This is a genomic window from Roseburia sp. AF42-8 (assembly GCF_003435965.1).
GTDB classification, from domain to species: domain Bacteria; phylum Bacillota; class Clostridia; order Lachnospirales; family Lachnospiraceae; genus Roseburia_C; species Roseburia_C amylophila.
The window spans coordinates 21,420-46,124 of record NZ_QTVB01000013.1; the positions used below are offsets into that span (position 1 = coordinate 21,420).

Below are 24,705 nucleotides of genomic sequence, written 5' to 3' on the forward strand. Positions count from 1 at the left end.
TTATGTATAACAAAGCATCATTAAAGGCAGAAGAATTTATCTGCCACGAAGAGATTGAAGAGACTCTGGCATATGCGAGGCAAATAAGGACAATCTTGCCCTTATTGACGAAATCATTGCAAAGGCAAAATTACGGAAAGGGCTTACTCACAGAGAAGCATCAGTATTGCTGGCCTGCGAGAACGAAGAGAAAATCCAGGAAGTATATGACCTTGCAGAACAGATTAAGAAAGATTTCTATGGAAATCGTATTGTAATGTTTGCACCATTATATCTGTCCAATTACTGTATCAATGGATGTGTGTATTGCCCGTACCATGGAAAAAATAAGCATATTGCCCGGAAGAAACTGACACAGGATGAAGTACGTCAGGAAGTAACGGCATTACAGGATATGGGACACAAGCGTCTGGCAATTGAAGCAGGCGAAGATCCGGTGAATAACCCAATCGAATATATCTTAGAGTGTATTAAGACCATATACAGCATTAAGCACAAAAACGGTGCAATTCGTCGTGTTAATGTAAATATTGCTGCAACAACCGTAGAAAATTACCGGAAATTAAAAGAGGCCGGAATCGGAACTTATATCCTTTTTCAGGAAACTTATCATAAAGAAAGCTATGAAAAATTACATCCAACCGGACCAAAGCATGATTATGCATATCATACCGAAGCCATGGACCGTGCCATGGAAGGCGGCATCGATGATGTTGGCTTAGGTGTACTTTTTGGATTGGAACTTTACAAATACGAATTTGCAGGACTTCTGATGCATGCAGAACATTTGGAGGCAGTGCATGGAGTAGGACCACATACCATCAGCGTGCCACGGATCAAACGTGCCGATGACATTGATCCGGATGTATTCGACAACGGCATCAGTGATGATATTTTGCAAAAATCTGTGCATGTATCCGTGTGGCAGTTCCATATACCGGAATGATTATTTCTACCAGAGAGAGCCAGGCGGTACGTGAGAAAGTTATCCGCCTTGGCGTATCCCAGATTAGTGGTGGTTCCAAGACTTCCGTTGGTGGATATGACCATCCGGAGCCGGAAGACGAACGTTCCGAACAGTTTGATGTCAGCGATACCAGAACTCTGGATGAGGTAGTACACTGGCTGATGGATATGGGTTATATCCCAAGCTTCTGTACCGCATGCTATCGAGAGGGAAGAACGGGAGACCGTTTCATGAGTCTGTGCAAGAACCAGCAGATTTTAAACTGCTGTCATCCGAATGCACTGATGACATTGAAGGAATATTTGATTGATTATGCTTCTGAAGATACCAGAAAAATCGGAGAAGCGTTGATTGCTAAGGAGATAGAGAAAGTACCAAATGAAAAAACAAGAGAAATTGCAAAACGTCATCTGAAAGAAATTGAGGAAGGACAGCGCGATTTCAGATTCTAGGAGGTCTTTAGCAATGTCATTGAATGAAACACCAAGTGCAAACCGGATACATATCGGTTTTTATGGCAAAAGAAACAGCGGAAAATCTTCTCTGATTAATGCATTTACCGGTCAGCAGGTAGCGATTGTATCGGATGTAGCGGGAACCACAACGGATCCCGTCTACAAGCCGATGGAGGTACATGGTATCGGTCCATGTGTATTTATTGACACGGCAGGAGTGGATGATGTAGGAGAACTGGGGAAAATGCGTGTAGAGAAGACGGAAAAAGCCGCAGAGAAAACAGATATTGCGGTGCTCTTATTTTCCGGGGAGGAATATCAGGCAGAGTTAGAATGGTTCCACTATTTTAAAGAGAAGCATACACCGATCTTGTGTGTATTGAGCAAGGCGGATACTCTGACCGGTTCAGATGCTATAGCTGCACAGCTTAAGGAAGAGACAAAACAGGAAATTCTTGTTATCAGCTCGAAAAGCAAGGAAGATATAGAAAAATTTAAAGAAGAATTAATAAGACTTGTGCCGGATGATTATGGTGAAGAAACCATAACCGGAGCACTGGTAGAAGAAGGAGATTTGGTCCTTCTTGTTATGCCGCAGGATATCCAGGCACCAAAGGGCAGACTGATTCTGCCACAGGTACAGACCATCCGTGATTTGCTGGATCATAAATGTCTGGTAATGAGCTGCACAACGGATAAGTTAGAGGATACGCTGGCGGCGCTGGCGCGACCACCGAAGCTTATTATTACTGACTCCCAGGTTTTCCGTACAGTATATGATAAGAAGCCGCAGGAAAGTCTTCTGACCTCATTTTCCGTATTGTTTGCAGAGTACAAGGGAGATTTCGCTTACTACAAAGAGAGCGCAGCAGCCATTAGCAGTCTTACGGAAGAATCAAAGGTACTGATTGCAGAATGCTGCACCCATGCACCACTGAAAGAGGATATCGGCAGGGAGAAAATTCCGGATATGCTGAGAAAACGTATCGGAGCAGGACTGACAGTGGATATCGTCAGCGGAACAGATTTCCCAAAAGACTTATCTAATTATGATTTAATAATTCAGTGCGGAGCCTGTATGTTTAATAAAAAGTATGTCATGACGAGAATTGAACGTGCAAAAGAACAGAAAGTTCCAATGAGCAACTATGGTGTTGCCATTGCATATCTGTCTGGAATTCTTGATAAAATCAGCTATTAGAAATGATGAAAGGAAGCGTAACTATGTCAATCGAACGCGCGCGAGCATATTTAAAAGAATTTGGAATGGAGGAGCGGATTATGGAGCTGGCAGAATCCAGTGCGACAGTGGAACTGGCAGCAGAAGCACTTCATTGTGAGCCGGAGCGTATTGCAAAGACGCTTTCTTTTCTGGTGGGAGAACAGCCGATTCTGATTGTAGCTGCAGGAGATGCCAGAATCGACAACCACAAATATAAGACAACCTTCGGAACCAAAGCAAAAATGATTCCGGCAGCGGCAGTGGAAGACTATATCGGACACGCCGTTGGCGGAGTCTGCCCTTTTGGAATCAAAGAGGGTATAAAAGTATATCTCGATGAAAGCCTGAAAAAATTTGAAACAGTATTTCCGGCATGTGGCAGTGGAAACAGCGCCATTGAGCTGACAATCCCGGAATTGGAACAGTGTTCTGGATATCAGGAATGGGTGAATATCTGCAAGGAGGAACAGCAAGCATGACACAATTATTACTGGCAATTATTTATCTTGCATTTATCAGTCTGGGACTGCCGGATTCCCTTCTTGGTTCCGCCTGGCCGACCATGTATCAGCAGTTTGGCGTGCCGATTTCCTATGCGGGAATTATTTCCATGATTATATCCGCCGGAACAATTGTATCCAGCCTGCAAAGTGACAGACTTACGAAGAAGCTTGGAACCGGAAAAGTAACTGCAATCAGCGTAGCTGCAACGGCGGTGGCTTTGTTTGGATTCTCTTTTTCCCACTCCTTCTGGGCATTGTGTCTGTGGGCAATTCCCTATGGTCTTGGTGCAGGAAGTGTAGATGCGTCTTTAAACAATTATGTGGCATTACATTATGAAAGCCGCCATATGAGCTGGCTCCATTGTATGTGGGGTGTTGGAGCAACGGCAGGTCCTTACATCATGGGAATCGCACTTTCCATGGGGCAGGGCTGGAATATGGGCTATCGATATATTGGAATCATTCAGGTTGTGTTGACTGCAGTGCTTGTTTTCAGTCTTCCATTGTGGAAAGGGCGGAAAAGTACGACCGAAAATTTGCAGAATGCAGAAATGGAACAGTTACTGGAGAATGTATCAGAAAAAGCTGACACAACAGCAGAAAAGGCTTTGTCACTCCGTGAAATCTTAAAAATTGCAGGAGCCAAAGAAGTGATGCTTTGCTTCTTCTGTTACTGCGCACTGGAGCAGACCGCCGGATTATGGGCAAGCAGTTATCTGACTTTACATAAAGGTGTGTCAAGCGAAACAGCAGCAATCTTTGCAAGTCTCTTTTATATTGGAATAACGGTTGGGCGCGCCATAAGTGGCTTTATCACAATGAAATTAAATGATACACAGATGGTGCGGCTGGGACAGAGTATTATTGTCCTTGGAATAATGGCAATGGTGCTTCCAGGAAGCAATGTATTGGCACTGGCAGGTCTGATTCTCATAGGACTGGGCTGTGCGCCGATTTATCCTTGTGTCATTCATTCCACACCGGCACATTTTGGCGCAGACAAATCCCAGGCAATCATTGGTGTGCAGATGGCATTTGCCTATATTGGAATATTGGCGATGCCGCCGCTGTTTGGCGTGCTTGCCAGCAGGATTTCTGTGGCACTGCTGCCGTGCTATTTATTTGCAATACTGGTTGTAATGGTAATCATGCATGAACTTTTAACAAAGAAAACGGCATAAGCGTCGGAAAAAGTACAGCAGAGGAAATGGGAGCGTGTTATGTTTCAGTTACTTGAACTAATCGAAAATGAAGAGGACAGGGAATTTTGCAGGAAGTTGAGTGAGCAGTTTGACTCTGCAATGTACCATGTGGCATATGGAATTTTAAAGAATTCTGCAGATGCGGAAGATGCTGTGCAGGAAAGCTATATTGCAATTATAAATAATTTAGATAAAATTTCTCGTGAAAACTGTCATAAAGCGTGGAATTATATTGTTACTATAGTTAGGAGCAGAGCAATTAATGTATATCGTAGGCGGAACCGCGAAAGCAAGATGGACGAGGATACGATTGAAAATCTGCTGCAGGAGTCTCAGGGAGACGGAGAATTCTTTGAACTTCCGGAAGGCAGCAGCATGTCAGAACTTATCGGCAGAATGAAATATCCATATAAGGACGTATTATATTTACGATATTATAATGAATTGAGCTATGAAGAAATTGCAACTGCTCTTGATACAACAGTTGACAATGCAAGACACATTTCCAGCAGGGCAAGGAAGAAGCTGCAGGAAAAGTTAGAGAAGGGGAATTCATTATGACAGAACAGGAACTGAAGGATGCCATTGCATCGGCGTGTAAGGCAGATTACGAATGCGCAATGGCTGCACCAAAGCATCGCTTTTCAAGGACATTTCGAAAGAAAATAAAAGTGCTGCTGCAACCGGACATGGGAAAACATACGATACCGGCACTTTATCCGGTGCATGGCAGACGTCGCGTCATTGTGGTTGTGGCAGTGCTGGTATTACTTCTTGGAACAACCGTAATGGGCAGAAGCTTTTTCCAGAGCCTGCTCGGAAAATATATTCTGACCGGGTATACCGACCATGTGCAACTGAATCTGGGCGAACCGGAGAATCTGGAAATGGTGGCAATAGAGGACAATGAGAAGAACACAATGGAGATTGGTGCTGAACCGGATTCAGAGGAAGATTTCGAATTTGTCTGCAAGAAACCGCAGTGGGTGCCGGAAGGGTATACACTGGAGAAAGAGGTTCATGAAGAAGGCTGGGGAACATATGAACAACGTTATACAAACGATAAGGGACAATGCATGCTGTATCGGCAGATGAGCAACGATATAGTAGATAATCTAGGAATCAGTTCCAATGGAAATGAACAGCAGGAAGTTATGATTAAGAATGTGAAAGGATATTTTATTCCCGATGATGCACAGGATGAAGGAAGAGGGAATTTCGTTTGGGAAGATGGAAAGTATCTTTATATGATTGCAGGAGATTTAACAAAAGAAGAATTAATCAGGATGGCAGAAACAATAAAATAGTAAGTGAAATAAAATGTTGTTGAAAAAAATAAAAAAATTGGAAGAAATTGTCATAAAACCTCTTTTTCGTTTGTTACATAAGTAGAACAGGTGGAAAGGAGGTTTTGTAATGGAAAGAAAAATATTAAAAAAGAAAATCCTGAGTATTGTTTGTGCATTATGTCTTTGCATGTGTATGACTGGTGGTAGCACCGTAGTGTATGGAGCAGGTGTGGATAGCTGTGTAGACAAAATAGCAGAAGCAAGATATGCCAATATTGCAGCCTATAGTACAGGACTAAGGTTGAATGGTTCTACATTTACAGCGCGTGCAGAGGTTAATGCCAAAGTAAAGGCATCTATATCAACTACTATGACATTGCAGAGACAGTCAGGTACAAGATGGTCAGATGTAACAAGCTGGTTTGATTCTACAACAGGCTATAATTTGGATTTGACTAAGAATTACGTCGCAGGCACAAGAGGAAATTATCGTGTGCGTGCAGTTATACTGTGAATGGTGAAACAATAACAACATATAGCAGTACAGTCACCTATTAGCAGCAAAGGGAGAAAGTTATTTCGAGATATAAGAATGAACAGAAAATACGGGAGAAAAGCGCGAGAGGCATGAGCAATATTTATATCGACGGTAAAATCGGTATATCAGAGGATGAAAAATGAACATATTCACAATCAAAATCATAGCATTAATCTTGATGCTGATGGACCATATAGGCGAGTTCTTTCCGGACTCGCCTATATGGTTTCGGTGGCTGGGAAGATTAGTGGCACCGCTGTTTGTCTATGCGCTGGCAGTGGGCTTTCACCATACAAGAAATCGAAAGAAATATCTGTTGCGCCTGTATCTGGCGAATGTCGGAATGGTATTTTTTAATCAGATTATGCACATATTGCAGAGAAAACTTGATTATGTGGTATATGAACCAACGAATCATAATATATTTACAACCCTGTTTTGCGCGGGAGTGCTTATCTGTATATGGGAAAGCCGGAAAGAGAAGAAAAAGTTTTTTACATACATTGGAATATATATCTTCTGGCAGGCTATGGTAATGGGACTTGCAATTCTGGCAGAGGCGTTTGATTACGTATGGCGCGGTAATGCGCTGTTGCAAACAGTCTTGCGGACAAATTATATTTTCCCACTACTGGGTGGAATCTGGGATGCGGAAGGCGGCGTGTTCTTTATTGTGCTGGGAGTATGGCTGTATTGTGCAGTAGAGAACAAGTGGAAGCTTGCACTGCGTTATATCCTGTTCTGTGGGGCGTATATGTTTATGTGCCAGGGAGATATTCTGTATCGGATTATGAGCAGGTTTTCTTTTTGGGGCTATCATAAATTAGCGGATGTCATATATTTTGGCAGTTCGTTTGTGGGTATTCCTCTTGGAACATCGGATTTATCCCTACTTACGGAGTTCTATCAATGGATGATGATAGGCGCATTGCCAATTATGCTGGCGTGCAACGGAAAGCGTGGCAAAAGCCTTAAATGGCTGTTTTATGCGGCATATCCGCTGCAATTTCTGGTATTGTATGGCATAAGTTATTATAAATAAGAAAGGTATATCGGCTGCTGCCGGTATACCTTTTTTGCGGGAAATTCGCAAAGCGTATTTCTTACATTTTCCGGTATCTGCTAAGGAAACAACAGGGAAACTGTTTCGTTAATAATTCACAAAAATTTCCTCTTTGTGCACATTGATAAGAAATCACTGTGAAACATCTACAAAAAAACCAAAACAAATTAGTAAAAACCACCATAAAATAAGGGAAAACGATTACCTAAATAAGAATTGACCGACAATTTCGGGTGAAATATAATCAGCTTATCAAACAAAAAGCGCGCAGATTGTTTTGGAAGATACTGATGAAGGATGTATAGGAGGAATGTTTATGAGTAAAGTGATGAAAAAAATAATTGCATTTTGCTTTATGGCAGTATTGACGATAGCCATGATACCGCAGACAATAAAAGCAGACGAAGCAACGGATGCAAAGAAAGCAGTATATGTACAGGTGCCGCAGGACTGGGAAAATCCATGTGTCTGGGCATGGGATGATGATGGAAATAATGCATTTGAGGCGTGGCCGGGCGAAGAGATGGACACAGACAGCGCAAATGAAGGCTGGTATTACATCTGGGTTCCAACCTGGGTAAATCATGTGATTGTAAATGCCAATGATGGAAATGTCCAGACTGCAGAGCAGGTGCTGGATGGAGAAAAGGACTGCTGGATTACCGTAACAGACGCAGATAATGCAGAAGTAACCTATGACAAGCAGACCACCGGTGAGACACCGGAATATGTGGAGAAATTTGCAATCCATGCAAAAGTAGATGCAGCCTGGGAAAATCCTTGCCTCTGGGCATGGTCAGCACCGGATGGAACTAACGCATTTGAAGCATGGCCGGGCATGGAAATGAAGCAGGATGACAATGGCTGGTATACCGCCAAAGCTCCAATCTGGGTAAATTCTATCATTATCAATGCCAACGAAGGAAGCGTTCAGACCGATGACATTTCTATTGATGCTGCAGAAGTCTGGGTAACAGTAGATGCAGACGGAAAAGCAGATTTTAGTTATACAGACCCGGATAAAGCAGAGGTGGCAAATATAACCGTACATGTAATCACACCGTCTGACTGGGATGCACCTTGCCTTTGGGCATGGTCGGCACCGGATGGAACCAATGCATTTGCATCCTGGCCGGGCGAAGCCTTAGAAGAAGGCGAAAATGGATGGCTCATAAAAGAAGTACCGGGCTGGGTAAATTCCATTATTGTCAATGGAAATGAAGGAAGTGTTCAGACCAGTGATATTTCTGTGGATACAGGAAAGGATATCTGGCTTGTGGTAAAAGATGCCGATAACTTTGAAGTAAGCTATGAAGAGCCACAGGTAGATGCGGCAGCAGAACCGGCAACCGAAGCTCCGGCAGAGACAGCAGAAACAGGAAGCAACAATACTGCTCCAATCGTAATCGGTATTGTAGTTATTGCGGCAGCAGTTGTGATTATAATAGTTGTAGCGAAGAAAAATGCAAAAAATAAATAAAGATTAAATAAATAAGAAACAAGAAAAAGTCACAAGTAAAAGACAGGAGGACAGAAGTGAGAAGAAGAGTTAGAAGTAAATTGATGTCAATGGCACTTACACTTACCATGGCAGCAGGATTGTTAAGCGGCTGTGGTGGAAACAGCGTGTCAGAGACGGATAAGACTACCATAACAATCTGGCATGATAAAGAAGATGCAGTGGCGGAAGTCCTTCAGAAGAAACTGGAGGAACTGGAACCGGATGTACATGTTGTGCTGGAGAAGAAAAGTGATTTGACAGAAAGCCTTAAGATGGTGGGAAGTGACCCGAAAGCAGCACCGGATATGTATTTCTTTGCCCATGATAAAATTGGAGTATATGCAGAGATGGACATTCTTGCACCGATTACAGACATTATCCCGGAAGAGGAGCTGGATGTATATATGGATAATACCTTAGAGGCAGCAACCTACAAGGGAGAAATCTATCAGCTTCCTGTCTATTACGAGACTTTGTTATTCATGTATAACCGGCTTTATATGAAGGATGATGAAGTGCCGCAGACTACGGAAGAACTGTATCAATATATGCAGGATAACACTGCCGGCGGACATTATGGCTTTGTGGAACAGCACAGTACGCCATACTATGCAGCAGGCTGGATCAATGGCTTTAACGGTACGATTCTCTCAGCCGATGGCACACCGGGGCTGGATTCCAAAGAAACCATTGCAGCCCTGGAATATCACAAGAAATTTGTGGATTTGATGCCGGGAGAGACGGAGTATGCAACGGTAAATACCCTGTTTAAAGAAGGTATGGCACATTCTACCATTGCAGGGCCTTGGCTGGTGCCAACCGTAAGAGAAAGCGGAATGGACGTTGGTGTGGCAGCAATGCCGGTAATTGACGAGACCGGAAATCCGATTTCTCCATATATGGGAGTGCAGGGAATTCATGTGCTGAAAAATGCTGCAGAAAATAAGAAGGATGCGGTAGAAAAAGTACTTCGTGCCCTGATGGATCCGGAAGTAGAGGTGGATCTTGCAAAAGCAAGCGGCTGTGCACCGGCGATGGAAAGCTGCTATGAAATGGATGAAATCACATCAGATGAAGTGGTTATGGCAATGCACGATACCGCAGAACATGCAGTACCGATGCCGAATATTCCGGAAATGGATGTAATGTGGACGGTGGTTGGTAATCTTTTAACCGATGTCAACATGAGTGGAAAAGATGTGACGGAAAGTGCAGAGGCAGCGCAGCAGGAGGCGTTGCAGTTGATTGAAAGTATGAGGTAACAAATTGAAGAAAAATAAGAAAAAAGAAATCCTGTTTGCCTATTCCTGGTCGGCACCATCCCTGATACTGATTTTGCTCATCGTAATCTTTCCAATCCTGTATACCGGGTACATTTCACTGACCAATATGAATGTGTATCACTGGAATAATTATGAACTGATTGGACTGAAAAATTATAAGGATGCCCTGCTGGTGCTGGATAATGGCTTTATACAGGCATTTCTGGTAACGATTTTATGGACAATTATAAACATGGTGTTGCAGCTTATCATAGCATTCTTGCTGGCAAATCTGCTGAACCTAAAGCGGCTCCGCCTGAGAAATCTATATAAGACGCTGCTGATTTTCCCCTGGGCAATGCCGGGCTATGTATCCATTCTTCTGTGGAAAACAGGAATGTTTAACTCCCAGTTTGGCTTGCTCAATCAGTGGCTGGCAAAGTACAACATCGGGCCGGTAAAATGGCTGGGCAGCGATGGTATGGCATTTTTATGCTGTACCACCGTAAACCTCTGGCTGGCACTTCCATTTATGATAACGATTATGGACGGTGCATTGCAGAGTATTGAAAAGAGCTTTTACGAAAGTGCTGTTTTGGACGGAGCAACCTGGTTACAGAAAATGTGGTATATTACGATTCCGATGATCAAGCCAATCATTGCACCATCGGTCGTAATTACAACATTTACCACCTTTAAGCAGTTTGATATCCTGTTCCTGCTGACGCAGCAGGTGGGTGCCAAGACCGGGTCGAATCTGCAGACAATCCTGACCTATGCCTATGAAAAGGCATTTATAACGAACAATTACGGCTACAGTTCTGCAATTTCCATGATAATATTTGTCATTTTGATTGTATTTTCTGTGCTGACCAATATGAAGCCAAAGGAGGAGATGGACTAACATGAAGAAACGAACCAGAGAAAATATTGGACTCGTCTTTGCAAATATCTTTCTTATCCTGCTTTGCTTTGTGGTATTGGTGCCGGTATTGTATGCATTTTCCGTGTCCCTAAATGCGGATAACAGCTTATTGAGTACAAATTTTTCTTTCCTTCCGAAGCATTTCACCCTGGCAAATTATAAAGCAGTATTTACGGAAAAACCGATTATGCTGTGGCTGAAAAACAGTCTGATATTAGCAGTAGTAACCCTTGGCATTTCCCTTGGAACAGGAATTCCGGCGGCATATGTTTTCTCCAGAAAGGAATTTCCGGGCAGAAAAGCAATCCTTCGGACACTGATACTGCTCTATGCATTTCCATCCCTACTTTCCATGACAGCGCTGTATAAGCTGCTGTCACCCATGGGACTGATTAATACCAGAACGGGTCTGATTATTGTATACACGGGAACCATGGCAGTATTTGCCCTGTGGAACATGAAAGGATATTTTGACACGATTCCGGTAGAAATTGAAGAGGCGGCAATGATTGACGGTACAACGCCTGTGCAGCTTGTGACGAGAATCGTACTGCCGCTTGCAAAGCCGACCATCGCAGTAACAGCCATGATGGTGCTTATCTATGTATGGAATGAATACATTTTTGCAATCAATTTTATGACAGGTTCCGATACCTATACGTTAGCAGCAGGCTTATATTCCCTGCAGGCAACGGAAATGAGCGGAAGCTGGCCGATATTTGCGGCAGCGTCCATTGTGGTATCGATACCAATTCTGATTGTGTTCTTTGCACTTCAGAAAAATATGACAACCGGACTGACCTCCGGAGGTGTAAAAGGTTAAGAAAGGCTGGACAGAGAATGAACAAAAGTGCAATTTTACATATACCCATGTCACAGTATGCATATGGAACAGACGAAGAGCATGTGACAATCCGGCTCCGTACAGCCAAAGATGATATCAAACGCTGCAGGTTGTATTTCGGAGACCGGGCATGCCGCCTGACACCGGTAATTTTCACGGAAGCAGAAATGCATGTGGTGGCAGGCAGTGAATTATTTGACTATTATGAGGTGAAGCTGGTGCGCCCCTATAAGCGGCTGTGCTATTATTTCAGGCTGGAAAGTGGGACGGAAGAAATCTATTATTACGGAGACTGCTTCAGTGCAAAACTGGTGGATGACCGCTCCGAATATTACCAGCTTCCTTTTAATCACAGAGCAGACATCGTAAGACCACCGGAGTGGGCGAAGGATGCCGTTATTTACAATATTTTCCCGGACAGCTTTGCTACAGGAAAAACGTATATCAGCGGCAGACCGACAGAATCCACCTTTGAAGGAAATGTGGTAAGAGGAAAGCTGGGAGGCTGTCTTAAGGGCATTACCGAAAATGTGGATTACCTGAAAAACCTTGGCGTCAATGCCATCTACATTAATCCGATATTTGCAGCAGGCGAATATCATAAATATGATTTGCTGGATTATTTTCACATTGACCCATGCTTTGGAACAAATGATGATTTTAAAGAGCTGGTGGACACCTTCCATGCCAACGGAATCCGGGTGATTATTGATGGTGTATTTAATCATTGCGGCTGGCATTTCCCGGCATTTGAGGATGTGGTGCAGAAAGGCGAAGCATCCGGTAAAAAGGACTGGTTCTATGGATTGCAGTTCCCGGTTATCCGCCCCGAAGACCCGGAGGAGTATCCGAATTACGAATGTTTCGGTTACGAGCGGATGATGCCAAAGCTTGATACGGCAAACCCGGAAGTGGCAGATTTTATCTGCAAAGTAGGGAGATACTGGGTGGAAGAATTTCACACAGATGGCTGGCGGTTAGATGTGGCAAGTGAGATTAATGATGCCCTGTGGCGCAGATTCTACCGGGAGGTAAAAGAAGTCAACCCTGAGGCAATCTTAATCGGTGAAGTCTGGGAGACTGCCAATCACTGGCTGGATGGAACCATATTTGATTCAACGATGAATTATGATTTCCGGAAACACTGTAAACGTTTCTTTGGAGAAGAGAGCATCAGCAGCGCGGCATTTGACAGCCGGGTTACAAATATGCGGATGCGTTACCGGGAACAGACGGTATTTGCACAGTTAAACCTTTTAGACAGCCATGATGTGAGCCGGTTCTATTCCCTTTGCAATGAAAATGAATGGCAGTACCGGCTGGCACTGATTTTCCAGATGACATTTCCGGGTATGCCATCCGTTTTCTATGGTGATGAGCTTGGCGTAACCGGAATTGAAGAGGCGGACTACCGGCAGGCAATGCCATGGAAAAAGGCATGCAAAGCAAAAACAATGGAAGAAAAAGGACTCCGGGAAAAATCTGGTGAACAGAATTCGGGCGATACTCTTTTCGACTTTATGCAAAGCCTGATTCGGTTGCGCCTGCATGAAGAACTGCTGCGAAGAGGTGATTTCCGTACGGTTTACACCCAGGAAAAAGGCGGACTCTACATTTATGAAAGATATAGTGCTACAGAGCGGATTCGTGTTATGATAAACAGGAATGAAGAACCGATGGACGTTGCGGCATTTCTGGCAGAGCCGGGCAGTGGACAGAGTGAGATTGTGTTGGTGCATGGACTGCTGGGAAGTAAATTAGACGGCTACGGTTATGTAATAATAAAAGGCAGAGTGGAAGAGTGATAGCACGCATTGCATGGTAACAGGATATCGGGCAATAGCATGCAGATATGATGGCGGAAAATTATTTTGGCGCAGAAAGGACAGAAAATGGCGGTTACGATTAAGGATGTGGCAAAGCAGGCAGGAGTGTCTACGGCAACGGTCTCAAAGGTTATGAATGGCTCTTATTCCATTTCTCAGGAGACCATAGACCGGGTGAAAAAGGTCATGCAGGAACTGGATTACCATCCGAACCTCCGCGCGAGAAATTTTGTCACACAGTCTACAAAGACCATTGTCTTTGTGACCTCGTTGGGGAAGAATGCAGGATTTGCCAACCCGCATATGTTTGAAATGGTGTGTGGGATGGAGTATGTCTTAACGGAAAAAGGCTATAGCCTGGTGATAAAGAATATGTCATCTGTAGAAGCGAGGGATTATATCCACAAAGCAGCAGAAGAGAAGGCGGCAGACGGCTATATCATTCATGCGGCTGTTATTTCTAAAGAACTGGATGAAATGATTTTTCAGGAATCCATTCCTCATCTGGTGATTGGCAATCCTAACTTTACCAGCCATTTCTGCTGGATTGATATTGATAACCGCCTGGCGGGTGAGCTGGCAGCGAAACATCTGCTGGAGCAGGGCTGTCAGTCCCTTGCATTTATTGGCGGAACGGAAGAGGATAAGATTTCCATGCACCGTCTGGACGGCGTGTTGTCGGTTCTGAATGAGCATGATGTGCTGGTGCCGAAAGATTATGTGCAGCGAGGGGAATCCCAATGTGACAGTGGATATGAGATGACCAAAGAGATTCTTTCCAATAAAGTAAGACCGGATGGCATTATCTGTGCCAACAATTACATTGCCTATGGCTGCGTCAATGCATTACATCATGCCGGAATAGAGATACCTTCGGATATCAGGGTCATTACTTTTGATGATTATCCATTTTCACAGATATTGAAGCCGCAGCTGACCGTAGTAAATATTGATATGTATGACATGGGAATACAGGCGGGAAAATACATCCTCCAGAAAATCAGAAAACCGAATCTGTATGCCCAGTCTTATATTACAATCCCGACATTGATTGTAAGGCAGTCGACCTGATATCGTAGCTGACTGATATCGCTGCAATCAGATACGGCAGTTAATCAGATCCGATGGTCGGTTGGAAATAACAGTTTGCCGGGAAGATAGAAACTACGAAAAAACGCTTAGTCCGAGTACTTTTTTAGTACAAGGTCTAAGCGTGTTTCTTTAATTAAATTCTTAAATCAAGATTTATTTACTACAGGAATTGCGGTACTGTACCGGTGTCATCTCGTATTTCTTTTTAAAGAGGCGGTTGAAATGCTCTACATTCTGATAACCCACGGAGTATGCAATGTTTTCAACAGTCATATTTCCGTTCTTTAAAAGAGTTCTTGCTTTTTTCATGCGGACACCCTGAACCAGTTCAACGAATGTTTGACCGGATTTTTCCTTAATATATTTGGAAATGTACGGCTCAGAGAGGTGGAACTGTTTTGCCATATCCTCTAAGGTGACGGTCTGGTAGTTTGTCTGAATGTAATTCTTCATTTCCATTAAGCGCTTATCCTGAATCTCAACACTGGATTTTATGGAAGGAACCTGATTTACTGCAACAACCAGTGCGCTGATAGAGGATTTGATGATATCGTCGTCGATACCAACACCCCAGTACATCTGACCATAGCAGGTGATTCCTACATAGGACATAGCCTTGGAAGAGGAACCATGGCTCAAAGCGTGTTCTTCGTATATGGACAGCTCATAGCTGATGCCGAAGTACTGTTTGATAATGTTGCTGACAGCATCCAGACGGCCATTTCCGTTGGCGCTTACCAGGCGGTTCTGCCCACCATGAACAATCGTAGCTTCTGCCATAATACCATCCACTTGTTTGAAGTGGCATTCTTCGATCTGGAAGTAAGGCTGGCGTTTTACATACTTATCTTCAAAGATTTCATATACCCACTGTGGAGACAGCTCTTTGTGCTCTTCATCGGAAACATGTTTTACCAGATAGCCGACTTCCTCACGCATTTTCTCTGGCAGAGAAATGCCAAAGTTCTGTTTCAAAATGTAGTTTACGCCACCTTTACCGGACTGGCTGTTGATACGGATAACGTCAGAATCGTAAGTTCTGCCCACATCCATTGGGTCAACCGGAAGATAAGGGACAGACCACTCGTTGAGCTTTTTCTCTTCACGCCATGCCATACCTTTGGCAATGGCATCCTGATGGGAACCGGAGAAAGCGGTAAATACCAGATCACCGGCATATGGCTGACGTTCGTAAACGTGCATTCTGGTAAAATTTTCATATTTCTCACGGATTGCAGGCAGGTTGGAGAAGTTAAGCTTCGGATCAACGCCGTGTGAGAACATGTTCATGGCAAGTGTGATGATATCTACATTACCGGTACGCTCACCATTACCGAAAAGAGTTCCTTCGATACGGTCGGCTCCGGCAAGAATACCAAGCTCTGCGTCACAGACACCGCAGCCACGGTCATTGTGTGGATGCAGGGAAAGTGTTACGGCATCACGATATTTCAAATGCTTGTGAATGTATTCTACCTGAGTGGCAAATACATGCGGCATTGCATTTTCAACAGTGGTTGGAATATTAATGATTGCTTTATTAGAAGCCTTTGGCTGCCATACATCAAGTACTGCGTTGCAGACTTCCACGGCATAGTCCACTTCAGTTCCCGGGAAACTTTCCGGGCTGTATTCAAAGGAGAAGTTTCCTTCGGTCTCAGAAGCCAGTTTATTCAAAAGCTTTGCCCCGTCAATGGCAATCTGTTTTACTTCCTCTTTGCTCTTTTTAAATACCTGCTCACGCTGTGCAACAGAGGTAGAATTGTAAAGATGAATGACTGCGTGCGGAGCACCTTTTACCGCTTCAAAGGTTTTCTTGATGATATGCTCTCTTGCCTGGGTCAGAACCTGGACGGTAACATCGTCCGGAATCATATTGCGGTCGATTAAGGCGCGCATAAAGTTGTATTCTGTCTCGGAAGCAGCAGGGAAACCAACTTCAATTTCTTTGAAACCGATTTTAACCAGCATTTCAAAGAACTGCAGCTTTTCCTCTAAGCTCATCGGCTCAATCAGAGCCTGGTTGCCATCACGTAAATCAACGGAGCACCAGATAGGCGGCTTGTCGATATAATCCTTCTTTACCCAGTCATAAGTACATTCAGGCGGCATAAAATATGCACGCTGATATTTTTCGTATCCTTTCATATTGAACCTCCAAAAAAATATTCTGATTATGTTGCAGTGTTATTCGCGTAAAAAAATCTTCCGTCTCTATCATTCGAAGATGAATCATAGAGACGAAAGAAAACTTTCGCGGTACCACTCTATTTCATGTTGTTACATGCACTCATTAGCACTATCATGCCATTCCCGGGTAACGGTGGGAGTCCGTCGCGACCTACTATAGGGTTCAGCCGGCAGCTTCAAGGCGAGTTCACTGTATTCCTTCTGCCGTCTTGCATCAACCGGCGGCTTTCTGAGAGAATTCCTGACAGTTACTATTCCTTTTCATAGCCTTTTTCAAATGTCTTTGGTAATACTAACACAAAAAAGTACATTTGTGTATGATTAAATTTAATCACTTATATTGATATATTTTAATAAGGAATCTGACCACTCTTGCTATATTTATTCCAAGCACCCTGATACTGGAAAGTTGCCACAATAGCATAAATTGCTGCCACAAGAATCAGCCATCCGCCAAACTCTCCCGACGAAAGGAATACGAAAATGGTATTAATGACGCCATAGACACAAAGTAAAATGGAGCATACACGGCTCTGCGCAAGATGAATAGCAAGTCCGAGTCCGAGCATAATTGCAGCATCAATCAGTGAGGTATAATTATGTAAAAAAGCAATAAGAAGCAGATTAATTCCTACACATATATAAATGATAACAGAAGAAGCAATAATATTTCCTCTGTATTTCTTGCAGAGTGGAGAATGATAGAAATCGTGTTTACTCATTCCCTGTGGAACCTGATTCGGTGCAGCGTATGGATTGCCATAAGGATATTGCTGAGCATTGTTAAACTGAGGCTGTCCATTATAAGGGTTCTGCTGAGCATTGTTAAACTGAGGCTGTCCATTATAAGGGTTCTGCTGAGCGTTATTAAATTGGGGCTGTCCATTATAAGGATTTGGCTGTCCGTTGTATGGACGCTGGTTTGGCATTGGAGCCGGTGCACCGCAGTTCGGGCAGGTTCTAAAGTTATCTGGATATTGTGTTCCGCATGATTGACATTGCATAAAATGTCTCCCCCTTTTGTATTCATTATATTATATAAGGTAATGCAGATGTATTGTATTCAGGTCGTTGACAGAATGAAATCATCTTTCTCTCAAAAACCTTAAAAATATCATCGAATCACCTATATCATATCATTCTATCTGTTTTCCTGATATCTGTAAACAATAAAATAAGAAGAAATCCCCATCTGCCTTACACGCTGGCATCAATATGAGCTGCTTTTTTGCGGAGCCCGGAAAGATGGATATTAATTTCGCGTCGTACAGACTGAGCAGTGACAGGTTCTTCACCAGACTTATCGTCATGCTCTGCTTTGACCAAATCGGCAGTGTGCTTATCTGAGCCATCATCCGCTGCACCCACAGACTCTTCGGCAGAATCTGAACCGGAAGAGATTTCTGCATTATCGGTAGAATCGGATGTCGTTGCATTGGTTGAATCGGCAGAACTTTTATCCTTATCGGCTGGACTTACATCTTCATAAGGCTCTTTGTCCGGTTTTGTCTGATATTCCGGCGTCTTGGTATAATCATTGTGTTCTTTTTCAATGGCATAGGTGCGCTTTAAAATCTGCTCTAACATAGCCTTTTTCTTGGCTTTTGGAATGTGGGGGTCATTGGAAACCGTCTTAACCTCAGACATAAACTGCCCCATTTTATAGAGCTTTAGCTTCTCAACGTCCTTTTTGGTACGGCAGTTTTGAAGCTGTTTGCGGTAAGCTGCCACTTCTTCCTTTAACTTCTCATGTTCTTTTAGGGCATCCGGATTGACTTTTTCTAAATACTGTTCTTCCTCCGGAGTTAATTCCTGACCGGAATCTAATTTTGCCTGAAGCTCCTGCTGGAAATTACTTTCATGCATCTGGGAAATCTGTTCCTGATAATGCTGTAACAGGCGTTCCTCCCGGGTCAGCTCCTGGTTCCGTTCTTTTTTTGTAGGACGCTGCGGGAGCCCCTGTTCCTTCTTGCGTTGGGAAAGAACCACAAGTGAGTTTTCGAGTTTGAGATTCATATCTTTTCCTCCTTGAAAAGTTCTGTGAAAATCCATTTTCACATATGCCGTTTATGAGAATCTACTATATAAATAATATCGGCAAAATAAAATAAGACTTTACAACAAAACAAACAATTGCTATTCTAAATATTAAGTAATTTAAGAGGAGGACATTTTATGTTTAACAGTAACGTGCTGTGGATTCTTGCAGCATTTGTGGTATATATGGGTGTGATGATTGCCATAGGTGCGAAATATATGAAAAGTACAAAGAATTCAGAAGATTATTTTCTTGGAGGAAGAGGCTTAAGCGGCTGGGTGGCAGCATTAAGTGCACAGGCATCTGATATGAGCGGATGGCTTCTGATGGGACTTCCGGGTGCGGTATATGCATTTGGAACCGGTCAGGCATGGATTGCTATTGGACTGTTTATTGGAACGGTCTGCAACTGGATATTTATTTCCGGAAGACTGCGCAGATATACCATCCGTGCCAATAACTCCCTGACTTTACCGGAGTATTTCCAGAATCGTTTCCATGATAAGAAGAATGTGTTGTTGTGTATTTCTTCTATAGTAATAGTCGTATTCTTCCTGGTATATACTGCATCTGCATTTGCAGCAGGCGGAAAATTGTTCCATGCAGTAACTGGTGTTGATTATACCGTAGCTTTAACCATCGGTGCAGTTGTTATTTTACTGTATACCTTCATGGGAGGTTTTATGGCAGTATGTGTAACAGACTTTATCCAGGGAATGCTGATGCTGGTTGCACTTCTTGCAGTGCCTCTGATGGCATATGCGGTGGTAAGTGGCAATGGCGGATTAAGAGAACTTTTAGATGCCAGCGGAGTAGCGGGAGGAAGCGATTCCTATATGAGCCTCTGGCAGAATGGTGGAGAGCCATATCGTGCCATCGATATTATTTCGCAGCTCGCATGGGGATTGGGATATTGCGGAATGCCTCATATCCTGACCAGATTTATGGCGGTAAAGAGCCAGAAAGAATTAAAGAAATCCAAAGGTATTGCAATTGTCTGGGTAGCATTATCCTTAACCTTTGCCTGCATCATTGGTGTGGTTGGAAGAGCGTACCTGTATCCGGAAGTGCTTGGAAGCGCCGGGGCAGATTCTGCGGAAAATGTATTCATTAATATGATTACACATTTGTTTACGAAGCAGTATGCATTGCCGTTTGTTGCAGGAATCTTCCTGTGCGGAATCCTTGCAGCAATTATGTCTACTGCAGATTCACAGCTTTTAGTAACCGCATCTTCCGTATCAGAAGATATTTATAAAGGTGTGGTAAATAAAGAAGCAAGTGATAAAAAGGTCCTTATGGTCAGCCGTATTACCGTAGTAGTGGTTGCAATTATTGCTTATATCATTGCACTGAATCCGAACAACTCCATCATGGGACTGGTATCCAATGCATGGGCAGGCTTTGGCGCCGCATTTGGACCACTGGTAGTATTATCCCTGTTCTGGAAGCGTACGAACAAACCGGGAGCAATTGCAGGAATTATATCCGGCGGTCTGGCAGTTATCATCTGGGATTATATTCCTTTGATGAAAAACGCAGACGGTGCCATGGTAACACTTGGAACCGGAACCGGAATCTATTCCCTTCTGGTAGGATTCTTCTTAAGTTTAATCTGTATCGTAATTGTGAGTCTTTGCACCAAAGCACCAAGCGAGGAAATGCAGAAAGAATTTGCAGACGTTGCTGACAAGAGCATAGAATTATAATAGAAAAGAAAAGCTGTTTATTTGCAATGGCAAAAGGATGCCGGCAAGTAAACAGCTTTTTATAATGAAAAAACAAGGCAGAAGTGAAAAATACCGTAAAAAAGATAGGAAATGGATTGTACACAAAAAAATACAATTTTTCTAAAAAAAGTATTGCAAAAGCGTAACCTGTCGTGTATACTAATCCTTGCTGTGACATTGATAGCGTAGAAGCGTGAGGTTGCTGCCCACTGTGGCAGGTTTTCCGTGGAGCGAATGTCAAGTTAGGAAACTGGCGACAAGTCACTGTATCACGAATATGGTCTACAGAGGTAGAAACAACGTGTGTAAAGCTTATGACACACACGGAGAAGTGTACAGTCACCGCTTGTCGTACTGAATTAAAGTGCGAAAAGGAGGCGACTTTTTTTATGGCAAGTCAAGTAATGAGAATCACATTGAAAGCTTATGATCACGAATTAGTAGATTCATCAGCAAAAAAAATCATCGAGACTGTAAAGAAAAATGGATCACAGGTGAGCGGACCGGTGCCGCTGCCAACTAAGAAAGAGGTAGTTACCATTCTTAGAGCAGTACACAAGTACAAAGATTCCAGAGAACAGTTCGAGCAGAGAACTCATAAGAGACTGATTGATATCATTGCTCCGACACAGAAAACAGTTGATGCATTATCAAGATTAGAAATGCCAGCTGGTGTCTACATCGATATCAAAATGAAATAAAGTCAAAACAAGTAGTAAATCCTGAGGGGCCGCAAGGCTTTCTAGGATGAACGGGAAACCGTTCCGCTGTAGAAAAAACAGGAGGAAAGATAATGAAGAAAGCAATTTTAGCAACAAAAGTCGGAATGACTCAAATCTTCAATGCAGACGGCGTATTAGTGCCGGTAACTGTATTACAGGCTGGTCCTTGTGTAGTAACACAGATTAAAACTGTTGAAAACGACGGATACAGTGCAGTACAGGTTGGTTTTGTTGACAAGAAAGAAAAAGTTGTAAACAAAGATGCCAACGGTAAGAAAGAAATCAGAAACAGACATGGCGTAAACAAAGCTGAAATGGGACATTTCAAAAAAGCTGGTGTGTCTGGAAAGAGATTTGTAAGAGAGTTCAAGCTTGAAAATGCAGCTGATTATAATCTTGCAGATGAAATCAAAGCAGATATCTTTGCAGAAGGCGATCATGTAGACGCAACTGCAATTTCTAAAGGTAAAGGATTCCAGGGCGCTATTAAGAGACTTGGTCAGCATAGAGGACCTATGGCTCACGGTTCTAAATTCCATCGTCATCAGGGTTCTAATGGTTCCTGTTCTACACCTAGCCGTGTATTCAAGGGCAAAGGAATGCCGGGACATATGGGAAGCGTTAAGATTACAACTCAGAACCTTGAAGTTGTAAGAGTAGACGCAGAGAACAACCTGCTTTTAATCAAAGGTGCTGTTCCAGGACCTAAGAAAGCTTTAGTAACAATCAAAGAATCAGTAAAAGCAGCAAAATAGTGCATTTAAGAAAGGAGGAACACACAGATGGCTAAAGTATCTGTTTATAATATGGAAGGCAAAGAAGTTGGCAATATGGACTTAAACGATGCTGTATTCGGTGTAGAAATTAACGAACATCTGGTACACATGGCAGTAGTTCAGCAGTTAGCTAACAATCGTCAGGGAACTCAGAAAGCTAAGACACGTTCTGAAGTATCCGGTGGCGGAAGAAAACCTTGGAGACAGAAAGGAACTGGTCATGCAAGACAGGGTTCAACAAGATCTCCACAGTGGACTGGCGGTGGTACAGTATTCGCTCCAGTACCAAGAGACTATTCTTTCAAATTAAACAAGAAAGAAAAGAGAGCAGCTTTAAAATCTGTTTTAACATCTAAAGTTCAGGAAAATAAATTCATCGTTGTTGATGAACTGAAATTAGACGAAATCAAAACAAAGAAATTCGCAGAGGTTATGAACAATCTGAAAGCAGACAAAGCATTAGTTATTTTAGGCGATATGGATACAAACGTAATCAAATCCGCTGCAAACATTGCAACTGTTAAGACAACACAGACCAGCGAAATGAACGTATTTGATGTATTGAAATATGACACAGTAGTAGCAACAAAGGCTGCTGTTGAAAAAATCGAGGAGGTGTATGCATAATGGCAAACGTACAGTATTATGATGTAATCCTCAAACCAGTAGTAACTGAGAAGAGTATGGCAGCTATGGGAGAAAAGAAATATACTTTCTTAGTACATCCGGAAGCTAACAAAACCATGATCAAAGAAGCAGTTGAGAAAATGTTCGAAGGCGCTAAGGTTGCCAAGGTTAACACAATGAACCAGGAGGGCAAGAACAAAAGACGTGGTGCTGTAGTTGGAAAAACTGCGAAAACAAAGAAAGCTATCGTTCAGTTAACAGAAGATAGTGCAGATATCGAGATTTTCTCCGGACTGTAAAATCCGGGAAACTCAGCTAGGCACAGAAAAGTGCGATAATAAACTTATTTATTGAAAGGAGAAAAACAATGGGAATTAAGACATACAACCCATATACACCTTCCAGAAGAAATATGACTGGATCTGATTTCTCTGAAATCACAAAGAAGACTCCTGAGAAATCCCTTACAACTTCTTTAAAGAAGAACTCCGGTCGTAACAATCAGGGTAAAATTACAGTAAGACATCAGGGTGGTGGAAACAGAAGAAAATACAGAATCATCGACTTCAAGAGAAGAAAAGATGGTATCCCGGCAACTGTAATCGGAATCGAGTACGATCCAAACAGAACAGCTAACATCGCTTTAATTAGTTATGCAGATGGCGAGAAAGCATATATCCTTGCTCCAGAAGGATTAACAGACGGAATGACTGTTATGAACGGAGCAGAAGCAGAAGTAAGAGTTGGAAACTGCTTACCACTGGAGAACATCCCGGTAGGTACCCAGGTACACAACATTGAGTTATACGCTGGCAAGGGCGGACAGTTAGTACGTTCTGCAGGTAACAGCGCACAGTTGATGGCTAAAGAAGGAAAATACGCAACACTTCGTCTTCCTTCAGGAGAAATGAGAATGGTTCCTCTGAACTGCCGTGCATCCATTGGTGTAATCGGTAACGGTGACCACAACCTTGTAAATATCGGTAAAGCGGGACGTAAACGTCACATGGGTATCCGCCCGACAGTCCGCGGTTCTGTTATGAACCCGAATGACCATCCACATGGTGGTGGAGAAGGTAAGGCACCAGTTGGACGTCCAGGTCCATGTACACCTTGGGGCAAACCTGCTCTTGGACTTAAGACACGTAAGAAGAAAAAAGCTTCTAACAAGTTAATCGTAAGAAGAAGAGACGGCAGAGCTATTAAATAGTAGATAGGAGGAAATAAAATGGCAAGATCACTTAAAAAAGGACCATTTGCAGACGAAAGCTTACTGAAAAAAGTAGATGCTATGAACGCAGCAAATGATAAATCAGTTATCAAGACATGGTCACGTCGTTCCACAATTTTCCCATCCTTCGTTGGACATACAATTGCTGTTCATGACGGAAGAAAACATGTTCCTGTATATGTCACAGAGGATATGGTTGGACACAAACTCGGTGAGTTCGTAGCAACAAGAACTTACAGAGGCCATGGAAAAGACGAGAAGAAATCAGGCGTTAGATAAATAGAATTTTGAAAGGAGGTTTCACTCATGGCAAAAGGACATAGAAGTCAGATTAAGAGAGAAAGAAATGCAGTAAAAGATACTAGACCTTCCGCAAAGTTGTCTTATGCAAGAATGTCAGTTCAGAAAGCTTGTTTCGTATTAGATGCTATCCGCGGTAAAGATGTTGAGACAGCACTTGCGATTGTAACTTACAATCCAAGATACGCATCAAGCGTAATAGAGAAGTTATTAAAATCTGCTATTGCAAATGCAGAGAACAATAACGGAATGAGCACAGAAAACCTTTATGTTGAGGAGTGCTACGCAAACAAAGGACCAACAATGAAGAGAATCAGACCAAGAGCACAGGGTAGAGCTTACAGAATCGAGAAGAGAACAAGCCACTTAACAATTGTGCTGAATGAAAGATAGGAGGGCAAA

Annotated in this window: 24 protein-coding genes, 1 pseudogene and 1 other annotated feature; of the genes and pseudogenes, 22 read left to right on the forward strand and 3 right to left on the reverse strand. The window is 42.9% G+C overall.

All coding sequences use genetic code 11. The features are described from left to right. The first annotated feature begins 2 nt into the window (after positions 1-2). The 14 genes and pseudogenes from hydG to DW059_RS07360 all read left to right on the forward strand — a co-directional run bounded on the left by hydG (position 3) and on the right by DW059_RS07360 (position 14,668). Positions 3-1,419: pseudogene (hydG, locus tag DW059_RS07295) on the forward strand ([FeFe] hydrogenase H-cluster radical SAM maturase HydG). Between the two features lie 13 nt (positions 1,420-1,432). Further along, entirely contained in the window at positions 1,433-2,623 is a 1,191-nt protein-coding gene (hydF, locus tag DW059_RS07300; RefSeq protein WP_117698331.1) for a [FeFe] hydrogenase H-cluster maturation GTPase HydF, read from the forward strand. Between the two features lie 23 nt (positions 2,624-2,646). Next, positions 2,647-3,123, forward strand: a complete 477-nt coding sequence (locus tag DW059_RS07305; protein WP_117698332.1) for a YbaK/EbsC family protein — start codon at positions 2,647-2,649, stop codon at positions 3,121-3,123. Further along, on the forward strand, positions 3,120-4,328 hold the full coding sequence (locus DW059_RS07310; RefSeq protein WP_117698333.1) for an MFS transporter: 1,209 nt from the start codon (positions 3,120-3,122) through the stop codon (positions 4,326-4,328). Before DW059_RS07305 ends, DW059_RS07310 begins: the two co-directional genes overlap by 4 nt. Before the next feature lie 39 nt (positions 4,329-4,367). Next, the gene (locus DW059_RS07315) at positions 4,368-4,910 is read left to right on the forward strand and encodes an RNA polymerase sigma factor (protein WP_117698334.1); all 543 of its coding nucleotides are present in this window, start codon (positions 4,368-4,370) and stop codon (positions 4,908-4,910) included. After that, entirely contained in the window at positions 4,907-5,656 is a 750-nt protein-coding gene (locus DW059_RS07320) for a DUF4367 domain-containing protein (protein ID WP_117698335.1), read from the forward strand. Before DW059_RS07315 ends, DW059_RS07320 begins: the two co-directional genes overlap by 4 nt. A 109-nt stretch (positions 5,657-5,765) precedes the next feature. After that, positions 5,766-6,152 carry a hypothetical protein gene (locus DW059_RS07325; protein ID WP_117698336.1) on the forward strand — a complete coding sequence of 129 codons (387 nt, stop codon included), beginning with the start codon at positions 5,766-5,768 and terminating at the stop codon, positions 6,150-6,152. A 163-nt stretch (positions 6,153-6,315) separates the two neighbouring features. Beyond that, entirely contained in the window at positions 6,316-7,218 is a 903-nt protein-coding gene (locus tag DW059_RS07330) for a TraX family protein (protein WP_117698337.1), read from the forward strand. Between the two features lie 337 nt (positions 7,219-7,555). Beyond that, complete coding sequence (locus DW059_RS07335; protein ID WP_158552081.1) at positions 7,556-8,719, forward strand: starch-binding protein; 1,164 nt, start codon at positions 7,556-7,558, stop codon at positions 8,717-8,719. Positions 8,720-8,775: 56 nt separating this feature from the next. After that, complete coding sequence (locus DW059_RS07340; RefSeq protein ID WP_147326033.1) at positions 8,776-10,002, forward strand: extracellular solute-binding protein; 1,227 nt, start codon at positions 8,776-8,778, stop codon at positions 10,000-10,002. A 4-nt stretch (positions 10,003-10,006) separates the two neighbouring features. Then, on the forward strand, positions 10,007-10,906 hold the full coding sequence (locus DW059_RS07345; protein WP_117698340.1) for a carbohydrate ABC transporter permease: 900 nt from the start codon (positions 10,007-10,009) through the stop codon (positions 10,904-10,906). A 1-nt stretch (position 10,907) separates the two neighbouring features. Continuing rightward, positions 10,908-11,750: a sugar ABC transporter permease gene (locus DW059_RS07350; protein WP_117698341.1), complete on the forward strand. Its 843-nt coding sequence runs from the start codon at positions 10,908-10,910 to the stop codon at positions 11,748-11,750. 17 nt (positions 11,751-11,767) lie between these two features. Next, positions 11,768-13,576, forward strand: coding sequence for a glycoside hydrolase family 13 protein (locus DW059_RS07355; RefSeq protein WP_117698342.1), 1,809 nt, complete (start codon positions 11,768-11,770; stop codon positions 13,574-13,576). A 66-nt stretch (positions 13,577-13,642) separates the two neighbouring features. After that, positions 13,643-14,668 carry a LacI family DNA-binding transcriptional regulator gene (locus DW059_RS07360; protein ID WP_117698343.1) on the forward strand — a complete coding sequence of 342 codons (1,026 nt, stop codon included), beginning with the start codon at positions 13,643-13,645 and terminating at the stop codon, positions 14,666-14,668. A gap of 174 nt (positions 14,669-14,842) precedes the next feature. Here the strand turns inward: DW059_RS07360 and DW059_RS07365 are convergent, their stop codons facing one another. The 3 genes from DW059_RS07365 to DW059_RS07375 all read right to left on the reverse strand — a co-directional run bounded on the left by DW059_RS07365 (position 14,843) and on the right by DW059_RS07375 (position 18,895). Beyond that, positions 14,843-16,837 (reverse strand): 2-isopropylmalate synthase, encoded by a 1,995-nt coding sequence (locus DW059_RS07365; RefSeq protein WP_117698344.1) that lies wholly within the window; start codon positions 16,835-16,837, stop codon positions 14,843-14,845. Positions 16,838-16,922: 85 nt separating this feature from the next. Continuing rightward, positions 16,923-17,153: a binding site (T-box leader), on the reverse strand. Positions 17,154-17,229: 76 nt separating this feature from the next. Further along, positions 17,230-17,883, reverse strand: coding sequence for a zinc ribbon domain-containing protein (locus DW059_RS07370; protein WP_117698345.1), 654 nt, complete (start codon positions 17,881-17,883; stop codon positions 17,230-17,232). A gap of 193 nt (positions 17,884-18,076) precedes the next feature. Continuing rightward, entirely contained in the window at positions 18,077-18,895 is an 819-nt protein-coding gene (locus DW059_RS07375) for a hypothetical protein (RefSeq protein WP_117698346.1), read from the reverse strand. Between the two features lie 159 nt (positions 18,896-19,054). On the opposite strand from DW059_RS07375, the gene putP reads away from it, so the two are divergent. From putP to rplV, 8 genes are all read left to right on the forward strand, one after another. Then, a complete protein-coding gene (putP, locus tag DW059_RS07380) occupies positions 19,055-20,626 on the forward strand; it encodes a sodium/proline symporter PutP (RefSeq protein ID WP_117698347.1) in 1,572 nt (523 codons plus the stop codon). Positions 20,627-21,036: 410 nt separating this feature from the next. Continuing rightward, positions 21,037-21,348, forward strand: a complete 312-nt coding sequence (rpsJ, locus tag DW059_RS07385) for a 30S ribosomal protein S10 (protein WP_117698348.1) — start codon at positions 21,037-21,039, stop codon at positions 21,346-21,348. 92 nt (positions 21,349-21,440) lie between these two features. Then, complete coding sequence (rplC, locus tag DW059_RS07390) at positions 21,441-22,124, forward strand: 50S ribosomal protein L3 (protein WP_022242791.1); 684 nt, start codon at positions 21,441-21,443, stop codon at positions 22,122-22,124. A 27-nt stretch (positions 22,125-22,151) separates the two neighbouring features. Further along, positions 22,152-22,772: a 50S ribosomal protein L4 gene (gene rplD, locus DW059_RS07395; RefSeq protein ID WP_022242790.1), complete on the forward strand. Its 621-nt coding sequence runs from the start codon at positions 22,152-22,154 to the stop codon at positions 22,770-22,772. After that, positions 22,772-23,071, forward strand: a complete 300-nt coding sequence (rplW, locus tag DW059_RS07400; protein WP_022242789.1) for a 50S ribosomal protein L23 — start codon at positions 22,772-22,774, stop codon at positions 23,069-23,071. Before rplD ends, rplW begins: the two co-directional genes overlap by 1 nt. A gap of 68 nt (positions 23,072-23,139) precedes the next feature. Continuing rightward, complete coding sequence (gene rplB / locus DW059_RS07405; RefSeq protein WP_022242788.1) at positions 23,140-23,982, forward strand: 50S ribosomal protein L2; 843 nt, start codon at positions 23,140-23,142, stop codon at positions 23,980-23,982. Positions 23,983-24,000: 18 nt separating this feature from the next. Then, positions 24,001-24,282: a 30S ribosomal protein S19 gene (gene rpsS / locus DW059_RS07410; protein ID WP_022242787.1), complete on the forward strand. Its 282-nt coding sequence runs from the start codon at positions 24,001-24,003 to the stop codon at positions 24,280-24,282. Between the two features lie 27 nt (positions 24,283-24,309). After that, positions 24,310-24,696 carry a 50S ribosomal protein L22 gene (gene rplV / locus DW059_RS07415; RefSeq protein WP_022242786.1) on the forward strand — a complete coding sequence of 129 codons (387 nt, stop codon included), beginning with the start codon at positions 24,310-24,312 and terminating at the stop codon, positions 24,694-24,696. The last annotated feature ends 9 nt before the right edge of the window (positions 24,697-24,705 follow it).